15 protein-coding genes and 2 pseudogenes are annotated in these 22,565 nt (G+C 58.4%); 11 read left to right on the top strand and 6 right to left on the bottom strand.

What is annotated here, in order from left to right:
- Positions 1 to 35: 35 nt before the first annotated feature.
- Positions 36 to 1,082, bottom strand: coding sequence for an AraC family transcriptional regulator (locus D1Y85_RS16330; protein ID WP_124152111.1), 1,047 nt, complete (start codon positions 1,080 to 1,082; stop codon positions 36 to 38).
- A 213-nt stretch (positions 1,083 to 1,295) separates the two neighbouring features.
- The gene (locus D1Y85_RS16335) at positions 1,296 to 3,581 is read right to left on the bottom strand and encodes a beta-glucosidase family protein (RefSeq protein WP_124152112.1); all 2,286 of its coding nucleotides are present in this window, start codon (positions 3,579 to 3,581) and stop codon (positions 1,296 to 1,298) included.
- 265 nt (positions 3,582 to 3,846) lie between these two features.
- Here D1Y85_RS16335 and D1Y85_RS27645 point away from each other — a divergent pair.
- The 4 genes and pseudogenes from D1Y85_RS27645 to panD all read left to right on the top strand — a co-directional run.
- Positions 3,847 to 4,175, top strand: a pseudogene (locus D1Y85_RS27645) (transposase); the annotation flags it as partial.
- Position 4,176: 1 nt separating this feature from the next.
- Positions 4,177 to 4,554, top strand: a pseudogene (locus D1Y85_RS16340) (methyl-accepting chemotaxis protein); the annotation flags it as partial.
- Positions 4,555 to 4,852: 298 nt separating this feature from the next.
- Positions 4,853 to 5,038: a hypothetical protein gene (locus tag D1Y85_RS16345; RefSeq protein ID WP_124152114.1), complete on the top strand. Its 186-nt coding sequence runs from the start codon at positions 4,853 to 4,855 to the stop codon at positions 5,036 to 5,038.
- Between the two features lie 195 nt (positions 5,039 to 5,233).
- Positions 5,234 to 5,620, top strand: a complete 387-nt coding sequence (panD, locus tag D1Y85_RS16350; RefSeq protein WP_124152115.1) for an aspartate 1-decarboxylase — start codon at positions 5,234 to 5,236, stop codon at positions 5,618 to 5,620.
- 142 nt (positions 5,621 to 5,762) lie between these two features.
- On the opposite strand, the gene D1Y85_RS16355 is transcribed toward panD, so the two are convergent.
- Positions 5,763 to 6,812, bottom strand: coding sequence for a PDDEXK nuclease domain-containing protein (locus tag D1Y85_RS16355; protein WP_124152116.1), 1,050 nt, complete (start codon positions 6,810 to 6,812; stop codon positions 5,763 to 5,765).
- 813 nt (positions 6,813 to 7,625) lie between these two features.
- On the opposite strand from D1Y85_RS16355, the gene D1Y85_RS16360 reads away from it, so the two are divergent.
- Complete coding sequence (locus D1Y85_RS16360) at positions 7,626 to 8,294, top strand: hypothetical protein (protein ID WP_124152117.1); 669 nt, start codon at positions 7,626 to 7,628, stop codon at positions 8,292 to 8,294.
- A 59-nt stretch (positions 8,295 to 8,353) separates the two neighbouring features.
- Positions 8,354 to 9,808: a lysozyme inhibitor LprI family protein gene (locus tag D1Y85_RS16365; RefSeq protein WP_124152118.1), complete on the top strand. Its 1,455-nt coding sequence runs from the start codon at positions 8,354 to 8,356 to the stop codon at positions 9,806 to 9,808.
- Positions 9,809 to 10,699: 891 nt separating this feature from the next.
- Here D1Y85_RS16365 and D1Y85_RS16375 read toward each other — a convergent pair.
- Together D1Y85_RS16375 and D1Y85_RS16380 are read right to left on the bottom strand one after the other, a co-directional pair.
- The gene (locus tag D1Y85_RS16375; RefSeq protein WP_124152120.1) at positions 10,700 to 11,002 is read right to left on the bottom strand and encodes a hypothetical protein; all 303 of its coding nucleotides are present in this window, start codon (positions 11,000 to 11,002) and stop codon (positions 10,700 to 10,702) included.
- A gap of 45 nt (positions 11,003 to 11,047) precedes the next feature.
- Positions 11,048 to 12,196 carry a porin gene (locus D1Y85_RS16380; RefSeq protein WP_124152222.1) on the bottom strand — a complete coding sequence of 383 codons (1,149 nt, stop codon included), beginning with the start codon at positions 12,194 to 12,196 and terminating at the stop codon, positions 11,048 to 11,050.
- Positions 12,197 to 12,705: 509 nt separating this feature from the next.
- Between D1Y85_RS16380 and D1Y85_RS16385 the strand changes: the two genes are divergently transcribed.
- The 4 genes from D1Y85_RS16385 (at position 12,706) to D1Y85_RS16400 (ending at position 20,441) form a co-directional block, all read left to right on the top strand.
- Positions 12,706 to 13,523, top strand: a protein-coding gene (locus D1Y85_RS16385; protein WP_124152121.1) for an IS5 family transposase whose coding sequence is annotated in 2 segments (ribosomal slippage) — positions 12,706 to 13,054 and positions 13,054 to 13,523 — 819 coding nt in all. Because the reading frame shifts where the segments join, the coding sequence is not laid out codon by codon here.
- A gap of 1,680 nt (positions 13,524 to 15,203) precedes the next feature.
- Positions 15,204 to 15,788, top strand: a complete 585-nt coding sequence (locus D1Y85_RS16390) for a hypothetical protein (RefSeq protein ID WP_124152122.1) — start codon at positions 15,204 to 15,206, stop codon at positions 15,786 to 15,788.
- Between the two features lie 562 nt (positions 15,789 to 16,350).
- Positions 16,351 to 17,916, top strand: a complete 1,566-nt coding sequence (locus D1Y85_RS16395; RefSeq protein ID WP_124152123.1) for a methyl-accepting chemotaxis protein — start codon at positions 16,351 to 16,353, stop codon at positions 17,914 to 17,916.
- A 230-nt stretch (positions 17,917 to 18,146) separates the two neighbouring features.
- On the top strand, positions 18,147 to 20,441 hold the full coding sequence (locus D1Y85_RS16400) for a putative bifunctional diguanylate cyclase/phosphodiesterase (protein WP_124152124.1): 2,295 nt from the start codon (positions 18,147 to 18,149) through the stop codon (positions 20,439 to 20,441).
- A 416-nt stretch (positions 20,442 to 20,857) separates the two neighbouring features.
- Here the strand turns inward: D1Y85_RS16400 and D1Y85_RS16405 are convergent, their stop codons facing one another.
- Positions 20,858 to 21,808 (bottom strand): alpha/beta hydrolase, encoded by a 951-nt coding sequence (locus tag D1Y85_RS16405; RefSeq protein ID WP_124152125.1) that lies wholly within the window; start codon positions 21,806 to 21,808, stop codon positions 20,858 to 20,860.
- A gap of 86 nt (positions 21,809 to 21,894) precedes the next feature.
- Here D1Y85_RS16405 and D1Y85_RS16410 point away from each other — a divergent pair, with 86 nt between their 5' ends.
- Positions 21,895 to 22,470 carry a TetR family transcriptional regulator gene (locus tag D1Y85_RS16410; RefSeq protein WP_124152126.1) on the top strand — a complete coding sequence of 192 codons (576 nt, stop codon included), beginning with the start codon at positions 21,895 to 21,897 and terminating at the stop codon, positions 22,468 to 22,470.
- Positions 22,471 to 22,565 lie beyond the last annotated feature (95 nt).

A 22,565-nucleotide genomic window follows, 5' to 3' on the forward strand; every position in this document is an offset into this window, starting at 1 on the left:
ACAATTGGCATCGATCTGGCGAAAACCGTATTCTATTAATCAGGACGATTGATTGCCCGATAACGTGACGGGGATTGTCCGTAATGCCCGGAAAAGAACCTGGAAAATACTGAGACCGAGGAAAACCCAAGTTCGTCGCTAATCATGGAGATCGGCATGCTCTGCTGGCTGAGCATTTGCTTTGCCCGGCACAACCGCGCCTGAGTCGCAACACTCTGGAAGTTCGTACCTTCCCTTTGTAGACGCCGATGCAACGCGGAACGGGAGATGGAAAATTTTTCGCATACCAAGGTTAATAGCGTCCCCTCTGAAGCATACATCTCCAGTTCGTTGATCAGTGCAAGGACGCGTACAGCAAATGAACGCTGCTGCTCAAGTAGCTTGAGCTCATGGTTTGCCTGCCCATCGATCGCGTCAAAGGCAAATCGGTTATACAGGTGGTAAGGCTCATCTGCCGTAGGCAATCGAAGCTGCATGCGATTCGCCGGCTGCTCAAAAACCACTTTGCAGGACTTGTATTGCGCCAGACGTTTCCACCCTGGAAAAGGTTTCCCCACAAGTTCAATGGTCGCCGCGAGCCGATCGTTTTCGGTATATTGCCGAGCGAGATCCGCCATTGATGCAAGGTGGCCGAACGCACTCATTGCGGTCCGCTGTTGTGGATCATCCAGCGTATACACAAATTCATACAGGTCACCCACAACCTGAAAACTTATGTCGTCCACGTCGCCAATAAGCGGTTTGATTCGTACGTAGTTATCGAACGCTTCCCTCAGTGTTCGTGAATTGGAAATAACACCAATTAGCGTACCGAACGGAGCGCGGAGCGGCGCATTACCGCTTCGTTCGAGCATCGTTACCGTATCAAGGCGCTCTATCAGATTGAGCATGGCAATATGCTTTGTCGCACTGATTCGGCCATGAGGGTCATTGGCCTCCAGTAAGGAAATTCCCGTCAGGCGCTGAAATTCCGCCGGGCTGATGCCCGCTTCCTTTGCGGACTCAAGGCCGAGTGAGGCAAGTTTGCTGGTCACAGTCCTAGACCAATGTGACATGTAGGTAGTCCCCAGGATCAAGGCCATGAATGACTGGTCGGTCACCCAGAAAAAGCGACGCAGTGGGCCCAATCAACGCGAAACCAATCTAGCACGCAGCTTCGTCGTATCCACTAAGGGATTGTCCTCACGTTCACGTGACTAAGCTGGCACTAGTTCCGCATGACGGCCAGGATCAAGGCCTGGAGCCGGCCCCCGTACGCAAAGTACGCATAGCGGCGGGCCCCAAAACACCACGCTTTAGTCGGAAATCGGCACCACCTTGCTGGACAGGGTCCGGGTACTGGTCAGCGCGCCCGAGTCTCTGGAAGACGAGGCTGCATAGAACGTGAATGCCCCTGCAGGGATCCGCCACTGACCCAACGTGACATCCCAGATTGCCAGACGTTCTGCGCTGGCACTGATAGTGATTTGCTTCGAACTCCCCGCAGCCAGCTGCACTTTCTGCCAGCCAATCAGACGGCGCGGCGGTTCACCTGCCGCCGGTGGCAGAGCCGCATACAGCTCTACCACTTCGGCACCATCGACTTTGCCGGTATTTGTGACCGTAAGCGTTGCTGTCAGATTGCCGGATACATCCATCGAAGTGCTCAGACCAGAGTAGCCAAATGTGGTGTAGGACAGACCGTAGCCGAACGGGAAAAGCGGCTGGATGTTCTGTGCGTCATACCAGCGGTAGCCCATCTGCAATCCTTCGCTGTAAACAACGTTGGTGTCGGTAGGGCTGATTGCTTTCTGCGGCTGGTCGGTATCTGCCATCGGGAACGTGATCGGCAACTTGCCCGACGGGTTCACCGTTCCGAACAGAACGTCAGCTATGGCTGGTCCCCCCTGCATACCGGGATACCAGGCTTCCAGCACCGCATGGACATTATCGATCCAGGGCATGGTCACTGCAGTGCCGTTTTCCAGCACGACGATGCTGCGCTTGGCACTTGCCGCAACGGCGGCAATCAAGGCGTTCTGGTCATAAGCCTGGTTCGCAGGATCAGTCGTGCTATTCGGGAGGCTGAGAGAGGACAAATCGGCGCCTTCCGTTTCAAACTGTGTACCAAAGACAATGGCTACATCGGCGGCGGCGGCGGCGGCGGCCGCAGCATTGGCATCGGTGCCATCGAGATACGTCACGGTTGCGTTCGGCGCTTTAGCCCTGATTGCATCAAGGGGCGCAGAATTGTAGTAGGTTGCGCAGGCGGGGATGCCGACGGCGATCATAGTTGAAGGATCAACGAGGCACTTTACCGCATTGATGCCATCCCGCGGCGGGGTCAAGGCGGAGCCACCACCCGCCATTACGCCAGCGTCCGCATGGCCGCCGATAACCACAATGCTGTGAATGGTTGAGGCATTCAGCGGGAGTACCGGTGTACTGCTGCTGGCGGGCGTTGCGTTCTTCAGCAATACCATCGTCTGAATGGCAGCGTTATACGTAGCCGTGTCACCCGCGGCCTGGTCGATCGTGCCCCCCAACGTGGCAGGCGAATCCATAACCCCGACCCGGATCATCGTACGCAAGCGACGCTGAACCATGTCGTTCAGTCGGGTCATGGGTACGGTTCCGGCAGTCACAGCGGCTTCGAGCTTCTGGTTGAAAAAGGTTGGTACAAGGCCCAGGTAACCAACACTGTCATTAGTAGAACCGCCTTCCTCTTCATCCGTACCGGCGTTGGCGGCCTGCTCAGTATCGGTGATTGCCATATACCAGTCGGACTGGACCTTCCCTTTGAAGCCCCATTCGTTCTTGAGCACGTCAGTTAGCAAATAGCTGTTCTGGCAAGATTTGACGCCATTCACCAGGTTATACGCGCACATGATGTTGCCAGGCTGGCCTACCTTCACCCCAATTTCAAAAGGCAGCAGGCTTAGTTCCCGCAAAGTGCGTTCATCAATGATTGAATTGGAAATGTAGCGGTTGGTCTCCTGGTCATTGGCCGCATAGTGCTTGATCGTCGCAATGACTTTCTGTTCCTGCGTACCTTGGGTACGCGCTGCGATCATGTAACCGGCAAGGACCGGGTCTTCGCCCAGGTATTCCCATGTACGGCCGTTACGCAGTTCACGGGCGAGGTCAACCCCGGCACCAAGGCCTTCCGAGAAGCCACGGACGCGCAATTCCTTGGCGATCTGCGCGCCATAGTCATGTGCTAGCGTGGGGTCCCAACTGGCGGCCAGGGCTAGCGGGGATGGCATGGCCGTTGAGCCGTTGGGTTGAACCACGCCATTTAAAATTTGCAGTACTCCTGTCGAGGAGTCGGTAGTATAAAAGTCGGGGATCCCTAGTCGTGGGATGCCAGGAATGGTGCCATCGCCACCAAGGGGCGCGAGCTGAGCGCCTATGCCATGAACCATCTGGATTTTTTCATCCAGGGTCATTTGAGCAACCAAGGCTGCCGCGCGTTGATCCGCAACCGTATCGGGGTCAGTGGCGGCGGTGGTGGTAGTGGGCGTTGAGTGGTCTGAACCGCCACAACCGGCAAGGATCGCGGCGCAGATTGCGGTCAGTACCCAGTTCTTGCGAATCGTCATTCTATTGTCTCCAGCTCCATGTGACCGAGCCGCCGATATTCATGTTTGTATCGGGTGGTCGGATTATTTGGTAACGGAGAAATAGTAGGCGGAGCGGAAAAAACGATCTTTGCCTGAGGTTGCGGGATTTTGCCTAGCGTTGAGCCATGGGGTAAATCAGATAAGGTATTTACCCTATCGCCCCCAAAAAACCGGTTCAGACATCATTCACCCTGTGAAGCGCCCCGGGTTTTCTGGAGACTCCTATTCTTGAGAAAATGGAGTCATGGAAAACATCAAGAAGAAGTCACCCAGGTATTCGCCGGAAGTCCGTGAGCGAGCGTTCCGGATGGTCCACGAGCACCGGGGCGAGCATGAATCGCAGTGGAAGGTGATCGCGTCGATTGCGGCCAAGATGGGCTGCTCCGGCGAGACGCTGCGCAACTGGGTACGTCAGGACGAACGCAATCGGGGCTTGCGGGCCGATGACAACAGCGCCGATCAGAAGCGGCTGAAAGAGCTGGAACGCGAGAACTGTGAACTGCGCCAGGTCAATGAAATCCTGCGCAAGGTGTCAGCGTATTTCGCACAGGCGGAGCTCGACCGCCGACCGAATGGCCGGGGTTTCGCGGTGGTCGCCACCGAGGTGCGCACGCTCGCACAGCGCTCGGCCGCAGCCGCGAAGGAAATCAAAACGCTGATTGAAAATTCCGTGAGCGAGGTCGAAACAGGAACAAGGCTGGTCGATCAGGCGGGTAGCACCATGGGGGAAGTCGTGACCAGCATCAAGCGGGTGACGGACATAATGGGCGAGATCGCAGCGGCCTCGGACGAGCAGAGCAAAGGGATCGATCAGGTCGGGCAAGCCGTCACGCAGATGGACGAAGTCACCCAGCAGAATGCGGCTTTGGTGGAGCAGGCTGCAGCTGCGGCGCAGTCGCTGGACGATCAGGCGAAGAAACTGCACGCAGCGGTTAGCGTTTTCAAGCTCTAGTTGCGGATACTGACTCTTGTATGTACGCAGGACGAAGCCTGCGGGCGCATTCGCTCCACGTACTTCTTCCCATGTCAGGCAACGTAGACGTTCACAACTGCAACGCAAGATTTCATTTCTGGATCGTCGCTCGACCGTGCGGTGTGCCATGGGCCAGTGTCAACAGGCGCTCCAGTGCTTGTCGCTGCCTGGTGCGTTCCTTGCTTTATCAAGCCGGCTCAACGGCCTTGCTATGCGCAGGTGTTCCATTCAGCGACGACGAAAACGGCAAGATTTTTGATTTCCAGGAAAATTCAAGATGAGTGACTGGGATGAGTCGAAACAGCCGCTTGCAGTAGATGTCGCGGACTCCGGCGGTGTTTCGGGCGCTTTCCGCGCAGACAAGAAACGTGACATCAACGCGTGTCCAAATTGGGCGTGGGCGACTCCCCAGGTTCAATACGACTGGATGGATTCGAACACGCCTTTCATTAACATTGCTTAATGGCCCGGAATCGGACCCGGTGCCTGAGCGTCGCCACACGGGTTCATATCCCTATGCAGAACGGCATTTGCCGCGCATAACCCCAACGCTACGGCGTGGCTTGCGTCGGCGTTCGGCCCCATACAGTTCCTTCGTCAGCTGCCTTCACGATAGGTCGCTTGTCTTAATACTCCATAGTTGCGAGAGGAAAGTAACGTGCAGCGCAATATGCTCAAGTCAAAGATACACCGCGCGGTTGTCACTCACTGCGAACTTCACTACGAAGGATCGTGCGCTATCGACGAAGATCTCCTGGACGCGGCCGGGCTAGTCGAAAACGAGCGGATCGATGTCTGGAACATCAACAACGGCGAACGATTTTCCACCTACGCAATCAAGGGCGAGCGGGGAAGCGGCATGATTTCACTCAATGGTTCGGCGGCAAGACGGGCGCAGCTCGGCGATCCGGTGATTGTCGCGGCGTTTGCGATGGTCGACGAGACCGAGCTCGCCGCGGGCTGGCACCCGAAGCTGGTATTCGTTGACGAGAAAAATAGGGAAAAGGACAGGCGCGATCATGTGCCAACGCAGAGCTGGTTTTGATAGACCGCTAACAAGCCATGTGATCTGAAATCGTGGGGTATGCACTGCTCGGTGAGCGCACGCCCGTCCGGGGACAGAAAGTCATTGGCTCGGTCATGGTGGAAGATTCCACGCTGACGCCGCCAGTCGACGCGATCCTGTCTTACGCAGTGCCGTCCGGTAGGTCAGGACGCAGTTCGGCCTCGATCTGATCGATGGTCGGTAGTCCAGTCACCAGCGATGGCGGCACCTCGCGCATCAGTTGGTATTCAGCGACACCCATTGGCTTGGTCACGCCACGCAGCGCATATTCCGCGACAAGCCGGTTCTTTTCCTTGCACAGCAGCAGGCCGATGGTTGGCTGGTCCTCGGGCGCCTTGACCTGCGCATCGATCGCGGAAAGGTAGAAGTTCAGTTGGCCCGCATATTCGGGCTTGAACGGCGTCGTTTTCAGTTCGACGACGACATAGCAACGCAGCTTGAGATGGTAGAAAAGCAGATCGACAAAAAACTCGTCGCCGCCTACCTCCAGCCGGTACTGGCGCCCCACGAACGCGAAGCCGGCCCCCAGTTCGAGCAGGAAACGGGTGATGTGCTGGGTGAGCGCACGCTCGATGTCGCGCTCCTGGGCGTTCTCGGCCAGGCCGAGAAAGTCAAAGATATACGGATCCTTGAGCGCTTCGCGCGCGAGATCGGACTGCGGTGGCGGCAACCGGTCAGCGAAATTCGTGACAGCGTTGCCGGCGCGCGCGTGGGCGGCCGTCCCGATCTGCATGGTCAGCACGCTGCGCGACCAACCGTGCTCGAGCGACTTTTCTGCATACCACAGCCGTTGAGCCTCGTCGTTGAGCTTGTCCAGCAGTGTCACGACGTGCGACCAGGGTAATTGTGCAACGGGTTGTTGCACAAATTCCGACCGCGGGAAGGCTTGTGCCAACGCGCGCATGTACTTGAGGTTGCGCGGCGAGAATCCGCGCATGTCGGGAAAAGCTGCCTTGAGGTCGCGCGCGAGCCGGTCGATAACGCCGGCCCCCCAGCCTTGTTGCTGCTGCCTCTCGAGAATATCGCGACCGATCTGCCAGTACAGCATGACCAGTTCGCGATTCGCGCTGGCCACGGCGCGCTGCCGCGCGTGCTCGACCCGCTGCTTGAGCTCGGCAAACCAGTGGCGATAATCCTCAGCCCAGGTGGGAGGGCTCATATCCTTGGTCATGCGTGTGATCGTGTGAGTCCCGGTGATCGCGCTCGAAAGGGAAATTATCTTGGCGGAGCCGCGAATCGACAAGCGTAACCGGCGTGGAAGTCTTGCGATTATAGCATCGCACCCCATCAAATAATTCGATAAATATATTTATGTTAAATTACGCAAAAACAAGCGCAATCAACCTCTAGCCACGTGGCTTCCTGAACCGCTCCACTTCGCGCGCCTTGACCTCACGCTCCAGGGCCTTGATGCGTTCTCGCGTTGTGGCCCAATTCCCATGCGTCGGTCTGTTAGTTTTGCGCTTTTGACGATCACGAGCCAATGACCAGCTGAACGATCTAGAGGGCTTTGTCACGTTAGTGGTCATGGGCCGCAGCATTGTCAGGTGTCGCTACGATTTAATGGACTGCAGAAGGATTTTGGGCGATACCGATGGCTGCCTCAGCTTGAACTCATCCGTGTACCGCTTGCTGCTCATATGGACTCCTTTGGTTGCCAGAAATTATGGCTCAAAGGTGTCTACGAAAGGCTGGCCGGTCCATTTTGACTTGGAAAACGTTTGCGAGTTTTATAGGATTTAATTCGCGTAACAATCGAATTCTGTTGAAAGTTCTCAGTTACACATATATGCGAAATGGATGTTGTTGAGCTTCGTGTCGAGAATGAAAATCACGCGGAGTACGGCCACAAAAACGCTCATCGAAAACCTCTGGATAGCATAAAATTTTCCCCGCGCTAAAGATTGAGGCGAAAACGCCGCTATTTGATTTTTAGCCACAAGAGGTTGGCTCTGCGGGTACACATTAAAACTAGAGGAAGACCATGAGTGTTATCGATGGATTTGAGCGCAAGGCGCTCTTCAACATCACGCGCGCTGTTGCTTTGGTGTGCGTTACCGTATTTTTGCTGGCAATCGTCGGCACCGTTATTTTCGGCGTCTCGGTGTGGCAGGACCACGTCGACACTCGAGTCTCGGCGCAGGAGATTGTCGAGCCACTGAAGCAGACGCCTGCGCCGCAGCCAGACGGTCAGCAAACCCAAGGGACTCAACCTCCCGCTGAACAAGGCGCTGCTCAGAGCCCACTCGCAGGCTATCGAATCCCATTCGCGCTTCAAAAATATGCATCGGGTGACAATGCGCAAATTATCCGCAATCACCTCGACTCGGTGCCGGTCGCTGACCGCCAGGCCTACCTCGATGAACTCGGCGCGGTGGTTGCATCTGCGGAAGCGAGCAAGGTGGATGTGTTTGAAGCCATCAACTCCTACATGAAAACGAAGAGCGAGCGCTACACGGAAGCGGCCGCGAAGGCCGCGGAAAAGTGGCAAACGCTGAAGATGGTTGCTGCGGGAACTGCTACCGGACTGCTGCTCGTCGCGTTGTTTAGCCTCGTCCTGGTGTTGCTTGCTATCGAGCGCAACACGCGTCCTCTGCGCCAAGCGACTCCCTCGGTTGCGGGCCAGCCGGTCGCGGAGGTGTCGCAAGCATGAGTCGCCTGGCTACTTGGAGTCGACGCTTCGCTGGCCACGGCGTTGCCGTCGCAGTCGCGATGAGCCTCGTTGCTTGCGGTAAAGACAACGGGGCGAGCACGTCGCAGGTCGCGGAGAAAAAGTTTCCGGGGTATCAGCGGGTTGGTACCTCGGGAGACGCCGCGCAGCTCTGGTTCAATCCTTCCGATATCGCCCGCAACGGCAGCAGCTATGTTGTCCACACGCTGAAGACGTTCCCGGATGGATACGCGCGTTTTGACGTGGTTACGAACTGTCGCGACGCCACGAAGCGTCTCGGCGGAACGCAGTATCGAGCTGACGGAACGGCCGACAAGGACTACCCGGGCAATGATGAGGCTGTCTCCGCGAAGTCGGAGCCCGGTATGGCGGAACTCATGTCGACCGCGTGCGGCGTCGCGATGGCTTCGCGCTCGATTCAGGGCGAATTCAACGTTCCTGCCGCTCTTGAGTTGCTCTATGGGCCTTACGACGCGCAGTCGAAAACCGCATCCTGGTCTGACGCAGCGGTGCCTTCTGACCTGCCTTGGCGAGAGAATCTGCAATTGTCGGATGGGAAGCCATTAGCCGTTACAGGGATGGCAACGTTCGTGTTGTCGGAAGGCGGCCAGGAAAAGAAGGTCCTTGTCACGAACGCGGTACCGGTAGACGGCGGCTGCCATGCTTGCACGGGATTGCTTGGCGTCGCAATCTTCAGGAAGGATGGTAACGCCTGGAAGATTGACTCGAGTCAACCGTACGTTGCTTCGATGGGCACAACGGGGTCGGTCGGCAGCAGGTTTGAATGGGCTCCTGCCGGCGACGGAAAGTACGCGCTGATTGTCAGTGGTGGCGACACACACCAGGGTTATCAGACGGCGTATATGAATGCCTTCGTTCGAGGAAAGGACGGGAATTTTGTGAGTATCGTTGACGACGGTGACACCGGCGTCTCCGACACTGAGTCCGTCGACGTGAAGACGAGCTTCGTCAAGGGCAAGGACCCGGCGCACTACGATATCAAAGTCGCGTTCTCATACTCGATTCCTGGTCAGGCTGACTATGTCGCTGACCACATCTATCAATACTCGGGCGATAAGTATGTGCTCGTGAAGAAGGATGACCCGCCGAAAGTGATTGCCGCGGATGGCGCTTCCGAGGGAGGCGCTGCCCAAGGAGGCACGAGTACCACGGCTGCCTACAGTGCGGGTGGCTATTCAAAAGCATCCAGCCAGCCAGCTGCAGCAAGCCCAAGCTTTGATTGTCAGAAGGCGAAGTCAGATGCTGAACGCCTGATTTGCAGTGATGCGGGATTGGCTTCCCAAGATGTTGCGCTGGCGAGTTTGTTCGAGCAGGCCAAGGCGGCGGTGACCGACAAGGCCGGGTTCCGGGAGCGAGTGCGCCAGCAATGGAACTATCGCGAATCCGCTTGCCACGACAGGGAGTGCCTGGTCCGCTGGTACGTAGCGCAACATGAGTTCCTCTCTGAAGTAGCTCAGACGGGAAGGTTGGACTGATTCAGGCCGCGTGCTCGGGCGCAGACGCAAGTCTGCGTTCGAGCACCGACTTCGCGGCAGCAAGATGCTGGCGCGAGGTTGTCGATTGTCAAGATTAGGGAGGCGAGGAAGCGGTTAGCACGAAGCGTCTGGGTTTTGATAGATTCGTCCTGTTGGCGGGAAGCTTCAAGTCGATTCGTAGACCGTATTAAAAGTGTCACCGTTGCGGCATTAAATGTGTCACTGCCTGTTCCCGTCGGCACTCGAAAGCGGCAGAAGCGATCCGTGGTACCTACCCGATGTCGTCGCAAGCTCACTAACGGTAGGCCAGGCGGGTCGCAGCAATGCGCTGACGCTTCGCTTGCTCCAGCAATGAGGCTCAACTCAGACAGCGCTCAAAGTATCGCCGGGTCATGGCCCTGCGATACTCCGCCTTCATCGGCTGGGCATTGCCAGGCGACCACCCGTGACCGCCGTAGCTCGCGCGACAGGACGCGTAGCTGACGTAAGCGTTCTGCAATTGCTGTTGCCGCGCCAAGCGCTCTTCCGGGGGCAATAACCGTTCCCGTAGATCATCTTTCAGCTTCTCCCATAGAGGAGGCAGATGATGATAGTGACGGTCGTGATTCAGAATGTTTGTGCGATGAATTTGGGCGGGGACTATCGAAGCAGCGGGAACCAGCGAATAGAGGCCCCGTTGTTTCAATCCTCTAATTGTGCGCAGCTTCGACTCCAACTCGGCGAGAGCAAGCTTGCCTGTCTCCAACTGCATCCCGGTCTTGTCATCAAGATATGACTCCCCCCAAAGGCGGCAAATATCCTGTCGAAGACGAAAATGCGTTTGCTCTGAGCCTTGAAACTCCAAAGCTCGTTTCAGTCGTGAGTTGACGCCACGGATGCGAGCGAGTCCCCTTACAAGGTGTCGATCAAGCCGATCCAGTAATCCCTTGTAGAGCCGGTTCTCATACCTGCTCCGAAATCCAGTCGCGCTCGCCCATCGAGGATGAGGTCGCAGGCTTCGGCATCAAGCAACACAGACTGGATGCTCCTGTTCAATGTACTGACGCACAACCGCGATAGGCGCACCGCCGCACGACCCGGCACTTCCGACTTCTCCGCCCTCACGTCGGTATTGGAAAGCACTCCCGGCGCAAAGCAGGTGCAAAAAATGACGCAGTGCGGATAAAAAAAGCCGCCCCGGACAGGGCGGCTCATATCAGTCTGGATTGGAAAAGGACAGACTGGCCAGCCTGGTCCGGCTTAGAAGCGGTGGCGGATACCCGTCGTCACAGCCACCTGGTTTTGCGTTGTCGACGACGGCAGGATGCCGCCAATCGAAGTGGGGGCGAAGGCCGAAACGCCACCGACGTCAAACGACGACGAATGCTGATATACGCCCGCGAGATAGACGTCGGTGCGCTTGCTGAGCGAGTAATCGCCGCCCGCCGTGATCGAGTGCCACTTGGGGCTGACACCGGAACCGGCTGCCGTCAACCTGCTCCACGTGTACGTGTACTCGCCGACTGCGGCAAGCGTGGGCGTCAGCGCGTAGGTACCGTTCAGCTCGATATTGTCGAACCGCGCGTTGATACCTGAACCGGGAGCGCCAAAATCCTGAAGACGCGAATGCGTCCAGAGCAGGCCGACCGTGCCAGGACCATAGGCGTAATTCGCGCCGACACCGAACGTCCTCTGTACATCTGCGTTCCCGAATCCGAGCCCGGTGACCGAATTCGCAGCTGCATTGGCGTTCACGCCAGGGTTGTTCATCTGGTCATAAGCGGCCGCAATCCTGAACGGGCCGTTCTCGTAACCCGCACCGACGCTCCATTGGCGACCGTCCGCAAAACCCCCTGCCTGATTGCTGAAGCCGTACTGACCGCCGAAGTGGAAGCCCGCGTAATTCACGCTTTCGTACTTGACCGCGTTCGAGGTCGAAAACTGCGCGCCGATGTTGTCGTTGTTGAACGGGTGGGCCGCGAGGTTGATACCGCCTGCCTGACCTGCCAGTGCCAGCGGCGTGAGGTAATCCGCGACCGAGTCAAACTGACGGCCCAGCGTCAGCGAGCCGTACTGGTCGTTCTGCAGGCCGACGTAAGCCTGACGAGTAAACAGGCCCGACGAGTTGCCGGTGAAATAGCCCGGGCTAACCGCACCGTTGTTCAGGTTGAAACCGGATTCGAGCTTGAATACAGCCTTCGTGCCACCACCGAGATCTTCCGCGCCTTTCAGGCCGAAGAAGGTGTTTGACAGCAGGCCGCTGGACTGGGCCCACACGCTGTTGCCACCCGCGTTATTGACGTAGGCGATGCCTGCGTCGAGCGAGCCGTACAGGGTCACGCTGCTTTGCGCATGTGCCGCGAGGCTGAATGTGCCGAGTACTCCGAAAGCGATCAGTGTTTTCTTCAGGATGGTTTTCATGTTTGTTGTCCTTGGTTCTAGATCCGTCCATCTGCCATCTGCAGATGAACGGAGCAACGCCCGTGAAAGAGCGGATGTGAATATAAGTGTTACCCCGCAGTTCACGGTTGCATACTCCCAACATCTCGGATATATCGCGGCCGAATTTGATCGCGCGCAATCCTTACTTGCGGGCCGGGAACTTCGGGCTGTGTCGCCATCATCGGATATGAGATGAGAACATTTTTATGATGAGTAGGAATACTGATTATACGGAAATGCGCAGGGCATGTGACCACGGGCTGAGCTGCGGCGTCCGGCTGCGCGGACAGCGCCGTATCATCGTCGACCAGCACGTCTCTGGCGACGTTGTCCTGTTTGCGCTGGAGGGTCAGGCGACTTTTTTCCACAGTCACTAGCGAACCTAAGAGGCCAGTTCAAAAAAAGGCCTGCGATGGTCTGTTAACTTTCGCGGCGCGATGTTAACCTCGGTCGTCCAGACGACGGAGACCGAGGGGATGCAAGCGCCGATCATTGACGACGAATTGTGGGCACTGATCGAACCGCTACTGCCAAAGCCCGGACGCCGAAACAACGAGTGCCGCGGACGGCCGCGCGTGTCGGAGCGGGCGGCGCTCAACGGTGTCCTGTTCGTGTTACGCACCGGGATTCGATGGAACCACCTGCCGACCGAACTGGGGTTTGGCTCGGGTGCGACCTGCTGGCGTCGCCTCGACGCATGGCAGAAGGCGGGTGTCTGGAACAGGCTGCATGCATTGCTACTCGACAGGTTGCGCGAATCCGGACAACTGGACCTCTCATATGCCGCCGTCGATTCATCGTCGGTACGAGCCGTTGGGGCGGGCGAAAAACTGGGCCGAACCCCACGGATCGTGCGCGCCCAAGTTCGAAGCACCACATCCTCGTAGACGCCAACGGGGTACCGGTTAGCGTGATACTGACCGGTGCGAACCGTAACGATGTCACCCAGCTGCTGCCGTTGGTCGATGCCATCGGGCCGATCCGCGGCATGCGCGGCCGAGCGCTGCGCAAGCCGAAAGTCATTTACGCCGATCGTGGCTACGACTCCGACACGCATCGCCAGCGCTTGCGTGATCGTGGCATCAGGCCAGTAATCGCACGGCGTCGAACTGAACATGGCAGTGGCCTGGGAAAATTCCGCTGGGTGGTAGAGCGGACTCACTCGTGGCTCCACAACTTCCGCCGGCTTCGTATTCGCTTTGATCGCCGTAGCGACATTCACGAAGCATTCCTCAGATTCGCTTTCTCGCTCGTATGCTGGAACATACTCAAACGAGCGCAGTTGGCTTTTTGAACTGGCCTCTTATGCCTTTTCACGCTCTGGCTGAAGGGCGCAACCAGAGCGTGCGCAGTCTATTAGCATAGCTACATACCAATGATATTTACGGCGTGCAGTAGCTGCGGTGCCATGGCTACTGCGCCGTTTCTGCCCCCCTGTGTCCTGTCTCGCATCAGGATCAGGTTCAACCCGCTCTCCAACTCGACTCGGGCGCGGGTTCGCGCGTACATGGTGGACTGCCAACCTTGAGTTCGGTCGGTCTTAAAAACGTACGTTTCCGTTGGCTTTTCTCATAGTCCAATCTTCAGCCAACGGCCCGGGCCTTACGGTCACCGGGTTACCTGGCCAAAGCCAGGCGCGGACTCCTTTTTACCGGAGGAGACGAACCGACGCGCTTCCGATTGCCATATTCGGCCTCGGTCGAGGTAGCGCGCGTACCTGGGTTAATGTGCCCTGTCCTTGGATAGGGGGTGCCCTCCGCTGGTATGTCGCTTAGCGACGCGTCAGTGGCCCGGCGTGTGCCGGCAAAGGCCTCTTTATGCGGGGTGCTGGCGGCTGAATTGTAAACTCCTGAAGTCGTCGGCAAGTCTACGAAACCGCCCGGGGAACCGTACCCGGCGGGGTTTGCGCCTTACCTCAGTCTTCAAAAGTTTTTCAAAACCGCCGACTTCTAAAAAAACGCCGTGCGGCGTTTAGGTGGGTATGCAACTTCATCGAGGTCCTAGTGCTAGTGACCTCTTTGGGGGTGCCGTCTCGCGAGAGATCAGGCTGCCGCAGTGGCGGCTTGGGTGTTCTGGCGGCAGGAGAGTGCGCTCGTTCTGCTCGCTGGCCTGAAGTAAATCACACGTTACGCTTGCTGCGCAAGGCCTTCCGTTTGCGTTTCGCCGAACAAGGCGCGTTGCGTTTGAGTTGTTGATCTGTCAACTTCGCAGTGCTCAAGGGCGCTCATGTGTAGCGTTTAGATAGCGCTCGGTCCAACTGAAGGCCACTGGAACTACGTTCTCGGCCTGCAAAGTGCGCCACTGAGAATCCCGGGTCGCTGTGACCGCCTTAAGTTTCCCGTTCCTATCCATTCTTATCCGTTCTTTTCCATTCCTACGCATTCGTTCTCGTCCGTGCCGGTGCCGACCGCCTGGCACGTGCCCTCCTGGCACGTCGGCGTCGAGCCGCGCGCGTTCGCGACGAGCGCGGCGCTGGGAATCCTGCGTCGCTGTGGCCGGCTTAAGTTTCCCGTTCTTATCCGTTCTTTTCCATTCCTACGCATTCGTTCTCGTCCGTGCCGGTGCCGACCGCCTGGCACATACCCTCCTCGCACGTCCGCGTCGAGCCGCGCGCCGTGGCATTTCGACTGTGAAGTGTGCACGCGCTGGCGAGCATCATCGAGTGGAACCGTACCGCTTGCGATGTCGTTGTCCGCGCGAGAGGACTGGCCAGCAGAACGAGCAGCGCGCCTCGAAAGAAGCGGGTTTTTCGCAAAGATTTCCTCTCGCATGTGATGTCAACGGCGATAACGTAGCGACCAGGGAACCTTCGCGCGCCTCCTCAGGGGTGGCAGCATGTTTTCGTCTCTACTACGGTTTCCGGTAAAGCACTCGTGGACCTCGCCGGGCGCCGCTGGTTTCGTTGGGCGTGGCCCACTTGTTCAACGCCGCCGCGGCATTTCACAGGTAAAGCATTCGATGGAGGTTGTACACGATGATTGACCCAGCCGAGTTCCTTCTCACACGCCGTCGCCGACGCAAGCTCTTCCGCCACGCCGACCTGGTCGGCAGGCTGGTTGCTGAGGGATTCAACTATGCGGAGATTGCTGACTATCTCGGCCTGCAGGTAGGGCTGAAGGTCTCACGCGTTGCCGTGCGCGAGTATGTGCTGAAACACTGCGCGGCCGCCGTAGCCGTGCAGCAAACGGCGACAGGGATCACACCAGTTCACGGCAACGCCGCGACGGCCGAGTCCTCGCCTACGTCACCCACCAACAGCGCCGTTTTGGCGGACAACCGTTGCTGCAAGAGTGATGCGATCGAAAGCGAAGAGTCAAACGCATCGGCGAATAAAGGCCACGCGCGCGAAACATTCGAAGTCGAGGAATGCGGCCCACGCCCGACAATGCATCCAATGACTGGGGACGCACCCGGCCCGCGGCAACCGCTCAGGGGCGTGGTGATCCGCTACAGAATTTCTGACGAGGACAACGCCGCACGACTCGATGAATACCGAAGCAAACTATCGCGTGCCCACACCACGGGCGGGCGAGAATCCAGCGAGAACGAGGATAAATAGATGAGCGAAGCTCACAGTACCTGAAACCGATGCTACGGTCGATCACGCCGACCCGGCATCAGCGCCGACGGCGACTACCCGCAATGAGGCAATTGCCGTCCTGAAGTCGCTTGAGCCACGCGTCCCGGATTGGACGAAGATTTCCCGCCCTGGGTCATCGACGAAGGCCGCGCTTTTGACCACTAGGAGCGCGTTGGCCAGCTGCACGACAGCCGCTTGCACGAGGCGGGGGTGCAATTATTGGGGTATTCGGATTCGGTGGTTGGTTTTCATTTGCGCGGCGCAGCAATCGCCGCATGGGGCGATACATGATCCGGGGGGCGCAGGACGGCCACCTGCGGGCATTCACCCGTGCTTCCATACTGACATTCGAACGTCGGCTCCGCACCAGCCAACGGACCTTCGCGCGTGGAGCCTGTCCGTCATCGTTCGCCTGGTGCGATAAAGGGACAGCATTCATTTTGCATAAACCCTGCCGTAAACATGGTTATGTTGCTCCGCAGGTTCGCTGGCACTCCGGTCGGACCATCGCTTCCAGCACTTACACGAGACTCTATTTCCGATGCGAGCCAATCTGCCCGTAACGCAGCAGGAGTACGATTTCCCGCGTGACACCACGCTCATGTCGACCACGGACACGCAAAGCCATATCACCTACGCAAATGCGGCATTTGTTCAGGTCAGCGGATTCGACGGCGATGAGATCCTCGGGCAGCCACACAATCTTGTGCGACACCCGGACATGCCCCCGCAGGCATTTGAGGACATGTGGGCGACGCTCAAGTCCGGTCTTTCGTGGACCGCCCTGGTAAAAAACCGGCGCAAGAATGGTGACCACTACTGGGTGCGGGCGAACGCCGCCCCGCTCATTCGCGACGGGCAGGTGACGGGGTATCTGTCGGTGCGGACCAAGCCCGAGCGTAGCGAGATCGAAGCCGCCGAGCGCCTCTATCGAGACTTTCGCGAAGGCCGGACGGGCCAGCGGAAGTTTCACCATGGGCTGATTGTTCGCACTGGATTGTTAGTGTGGACCTCGCTGTTGCAGACCATGCCGGTGCGGTGGCGTATCCGCTCAGGGCTCCTGGTGTCGTACGCGCTGGCAGTCCTGTTCGCCTTTCTGCTTGGCCTGTCTGGTCCGATGCTCGGTGGCTTCGCCGCAATGGACGCGGTACTTTCGCTTTTCACGTGTTTCTGGCTCGAAAGACAGATTTCCCGCCCGCTCCAAGCCGTGCTGAAACAGGCGCTCTCCGTTGCTGCGGGCCAACCCGGCGAGAATATTCACCTGAATCGCGTCGACGAAATCGGGATGATCCTGCGTGCGGTCAATCAGTCCGGCCTCAACCTGCGCTCACTCGTGGATGACGTGAGCGAACAGCTTGGCGGACTCCAGCAGTCCAGCAGTGACATCGTGGTGGGCAACAATGACTTGAGCGATCGCAGTGTCCAGTCCGCAGCGAGTCTCGAACAGACTGCGGCCTCGATGGAACAGATGACGGCAACCGTCAAGAATAATGCGGACACCGCGCTGCAGGCGAGCAAGCTCGCAGATTTGACAAGCGACGCGGCATCGGACGGCGATGCGGCAGTCGGCAAGGTCGTGCAAACCATGAGCGAGATCACCGATGCCAGCAGAAAAATCAGCGAGATCATCAGCGTCATCGAAGGCATCGCGTTCCAGACGAATATCCTGGCACTGAATGCGGCGGTGGAGGCGGCCCGCGCCGGGGAACAGGGGCGAGGCTTTGCAGTCGTAGCCGGAGAAGTGCGAGCGCTCGCGCAGCGCAGCGCCACGGCAGCCAAGGAAATCACGGCGCTGATCAACGACAGCGTTGCAAAAACGGCTACCGGCAGTGAGCTTGTGAACCAGGCGGGAGGCTCGATGCGCAACATCCTGAGCCAGGTCGCGCGGGTCACCGACCTCATCAACGAAATCAGTTCGGCCACCAGGGAGCAGTCGGAGGGGATCGGCCAGGTCAACATTGCCGTGACCCAGCTCGACCAGCTGACACAGCAGAATGCCGGGCTGGCTCAGGAATCCGCGATGGCCGCAGGCAATCTTGAAGCCAGAACGCGCAGGCTGGGCGAAGCGGTCGCCGTGTTCCGCAGCATTGGCGGCCAAAGAGGGTGAAAGCGGCTGGCATGACCAGCCGGTACACGTCGCCATCGCTGCGTCGAGACAACGACCTCGCGTTTGCATCGCTTGCCTTGGCGCATTTTTGGGGCCGCTCGTAAATGTGAACGTCACTTCTACGGGCAGCCAGCAGAAGGGACAAGGCTTCGGTGTCACGCCTTACGCATCGCGCGGCAAAACGATTACGCCCGAGATGGCTTTCTTTGTACGGCGCGCCCGTTGTAACAATGAGCACAAAAGATAATTCCCCATTACACAAGACGCGTTCGCATGCGGACGGAATATTTGCCGCACTGTTTGTCGGACTAACGCCGGTTATCACGGGCCTCGCCTACTTTTCTACGCGCTGGTCGATCACGTCCACGATTTGTACGGCTGCGAAAAGTGTGCCGCTCATTATCGGTGGCGGATGGCCATTGGCGCTGATGCTGGCCGGGCCGCTGGCGCTGGGGTCCGTGCTGATCTGGAAACTCCGGCCTGGGCAAAGGCTCGGCACCATGTACAACGCCGTCACCTCCATGGTGTTCAGCGCGCTCATCATGCACTTCGGGGGTGGGGCCGGCGAAGCGCATTTCCCGTTCTTTATCTTCACCTCGTTTCTGCTCTATTACCGCTCATGGCGGCCTATCGGGCTCGCCTGCGCCGTCATCCTTGCGCATCATCTCGGCTTCTTTGCGCTGCAATCCGTGAACGTGCCGGTGGTCGTGTTCCACAGTGTTGACGGGCGCACCTTGCTGGTGCACCTTGCCGCGGGCGTCGGGCAATGTGCGTTGCTCGGCTATATCGCCAGCAAAATGGAAAAAAGCGACCTGGCGCTGATGCAATCGACCGCCACGCAGAAGCTGGCGGCAAAGGTGTTCCATAAGACCATCGAGGGCATCGTGGTTACCGATGCCCATGGATGTATCGAATCGGTCAATCCAGCCTTCACCCAGATTACCGGTTACAGCGAAGAAGAGGTCATCGGAAAGACACCGCGGGTATGGAAATCCAACCATCACGATGCCGGGTTCTATCAGGAGATGTGGCGGGTGATTGAACATACCGGTCAGTGGGCCGGGGAAGTCTGGAACCGGCGCAAGTCCGGCGAGGTCTACCTTCAAGAGCAAACGATCCAGCGCATCGAAAGCGAAGACGGTGTCGACCGCTACGTCGCCGTCTTCAATGACATTACCGAGCAGCGACGGAAGGATGAGCATATTGAATACCTCGCGTTCCATGATTCGCTGACCAGCCTGGCAAATCGTTCCATGCTGGCCGATCGCCTGAAGCAAGCCATTTCGCTTGCCGACGGGAGCGGAAGTGAGCTTGCCGTGGTGTTTGTCGATCTCGACAATTTCAAGCACGTCAATGACACGTTCGGTCATGACAAGGGAGATGACCTGCTCAAGGTTGTCGCGGCCCGACTTCAAACGGTCGTACGTCAAACGGACACCGTCGCGCGGCTTGGGGGCGACGAATTTGTCCTTGTTCTGCAGCCGTGTGGCCGTCCGGAGGAAATCGCCGCCACCGCCGAGCGCGTGATCAACCAGATTGCCGCTCCGATCGACTTGTCCGGCCTGTCGCTGCGGGTCGGCGCTTCGATCGGTATCGCTGTTTATCCCGGCGATGGCGTGGACGTCGCCAGCTTGATGAAGGGTGCGGATACCGCGATGTACGACGCGAAGGCGGCGGGCAAGGGCACGTATCGTTTCTTTAGCGCTGAGCTGGCCGGTCGGGCGCAGGCGCGGCTGCGTCTTGAAATGGATTTACGCAAGGCTATCGAGCAGCGGGAATTCGAACTCCACTACCAGCCCAAGATTTGTCTGCAGCTGAATTCGCCGTGCGGTGCCGAGGCGCTGATTCGTTGGCGACATCCGCTGCGCGGTCTTGTCCCGCCGATGGAGTTTATTCCTGTCGCCGAAGAGACAGGGTTGATTGAGCCGATTGGGGACTGGGTGCTGGAGGAAGCCTGCCGTCAATTGAGCCTGTGGAAGGCGTCCGGCACAGGATTGGATTCGTTGGCGGTCAATGTGTCTGCCCTGCAGCTGCAGCGGGGAACGTTGGCCAAGAAAATTCGGGAACTGCTCGTACGCTATCGATTGCCCGGCGAAGCTCTGGAAATCGAACTGACGGAAAGCGCTGTCATGCGCAATCCAGACCAGGCAATTGAAACCATGTCGGCGATACGCTCGCTTGGGGTGCGCATTGCCGTGGACGACTTCGGCACAGGACATTCCAGTCTTGCGTACCTGAAGCGCCTGCCGCTGGATACCTTGAAAATCGACCGGTCCTTTGTCAAGGAAGCGCACCACGACGAGGAGAGCGCCGTCATCTGCAGCGCAATTCTGGGACTTGCACGAAGCTTGAATCTGGACGTTGTGGCCGAAGGCGTAGAGACCAGCGAACAACTTGCGTTCCTGAGAAAACAGGGGTGCACGATGGCCCAGGGTTACTACTTCAGCCGTCCGCGCCTGGTCGATGACCTGGAAAAATGGTTAGACGAACAATCAGACGATCAATTGCGAACGTTGCGCGCATAGTACGAATTGCATACAAGCGCTGCGCATGACAGATAAAAGTCGATCCGATATGCAAGGACACCTTGTTAGCCGAATCTCGGTTGTCTGAGTCAATGGGCGGATTGCAGCCCCGACCCCGCACGGAAGCCGCCGCGGAGCACGGGCCGTAGGCCGAGCACCGAACGGGGAAGTACGGTGCTGCCATTGACGCAGATCGGCACAATAGCCCATACCCCGAGCGTCCAGCGGCCGCTGTGACCACGTGGCTGGCCGTTAGACCCTCGATAGTTGTCGTAGGGGAGCGGCTGGTTCGGACGGCCGGAGAGGGTCGACTGCCGCCCGGCGTGGTCGTCGCCACTCGGCCAAAATCGGCCCGTCGCATTTCCTCCAATTAAGGCCCGTCTAGAGTTGGCTTCGGACGTTCGATTCGGTGCTCTTCACGCAAGCCGATCCGGCACATCGAGACTCTCGCTCCAGGCGCAGATGCGATTCCACATTACCGAGCGTGTGGATGCGAAGTTCTGGCAATGGCCACTCTTCGGTAGCACGTGCAGTGTGTAGTCCCGGCAGGCGCGAAAGTGCGCCGATTCGGCCCATGGATCGGGAGAAACATCGCGCTCGCCCAGACACTGGTAAATCGGCACGTCGATGTTTCCGGCATCCTCACTCACGATGCCGGCAGTAATCGATTGCATCGAAAGCACGTAGGGCACAGGGACTAGCAGCGCGTCGTCAGCAGTGAGCACCGCCTCAGGCACATCGTCCCAGTGGAACGTGCTACGCAGGTGACGGCGGTCCATCACCGGGTAGTCGGGCATGCTGAAGTCCAGCGGTCCGGGGTCCGCGCTATGCAACTGCCCGCCCAGTGTGAGATGGACGCCGATCGCCGTGTAGCCCAGCACGGCGATTCGGTCGTAGGTGCTGTGAGCCGCCTGTTGAGTGATCGTCTGCATACCGCCCATTGAATGGCCCCCGCCCAGCTTGATGAACTGCGGTATCGCGGGGAGCGACGGATGCAGCGTGCCCTCGCGCAGCTGCGCGAACAACTGTGTCATCGCATCGTGGTTGGCTTTCGCCGCTACCTGCCGCGTCACGACCATCTGGCGCGGCGCGCGCGAACTGTCGCCGATACCGAGGTGGTCGGGCAAGACGACGATGTGACCGCTCGCGGCCAGATGCTCGGCCATGCTGTAACCCGGGTGTTCGGGAACCTCGGCGTGGAAGTAACGCTTGTCATATGTGCCTCCGTTCAGCCACACAGAAACGGTCGGCCGGTCAGGCAGGCGTGTTGGCACGAAGAGCCAAGCGCCGACGTAGAGGCGCTGACCTGCGGAGACAGCTGGCGGGAGCGTGTCGGTGACGTCAATGCGAATCAGAACAGGAGACATGGAATCTGGCCTTAAGTAAACAAGCGTTGACATATTGTGCTCATGGCCGAATCGCAAGTCAACTAGCGTTTACGTACAATGTACGCATGACGCCTGTTCCCGCCCCCACGCCCCCACGCCCGCGCAATGCTGACCGGACACGCGAAGACATTCTGCGAGCCGCCTGCCACGCTTTTTCAGTTCATGGCTATGCGCAGGCGACGGTGCGCCAGATCGCTTCAGATGCGGGAATCAACGTCGCCCTCGTGATCCGCTACTTTGGCAGCAAGGAGGGCCTGTTCGAGGCCGCGTTGCTGGAGAGCCTGGACATCGATCGTCTCATTGCAGGCGACCGCAACGCATTCGGCGATCGGCTCGCGCACCTGCTTACCAACGCGTCCGGGGATTCGCCCAATCCGCTAGCCATGATGTTGCTGGCTACATCCGATATCGCTGCGCGTGCCGTGACCCTCAAACGGCTGACGACGCATGTGACCGTGCCTCTCGCACGATGGCTGCGCGGACGCAACGCCCGCGAACGCGCGGTGCGCATCACGATGTTGTCGAGCGGATACCTAACCTATCAGTTGCTGCTGCCGGTGGCGGACCGTTCAGCGGCCGACGTTTCCGCCACGCGCGAGTGGCTGGCGAATGCCCTTCAGGACCAGGTGGACTGCCGATAACAATAATGAGAACGACGTGCTTGTCCGGCACGTTCAAGACTCCGATCTGTAAAACGAATTGAATTTTCCGTGGCGCTCACAGCCTTCGCATCCAA

It is taken from the genome of Paraburkholderia dinghuensis (assembly GCF_003837865.1).
GTDB classification, from domain to species: Bacteria; Pseudomonadota; Gammaproteobacteria; order Burkholderiales; family Burkholderiaceae; genus Paraburkholderia; species Paraburkholderia dinghuensis.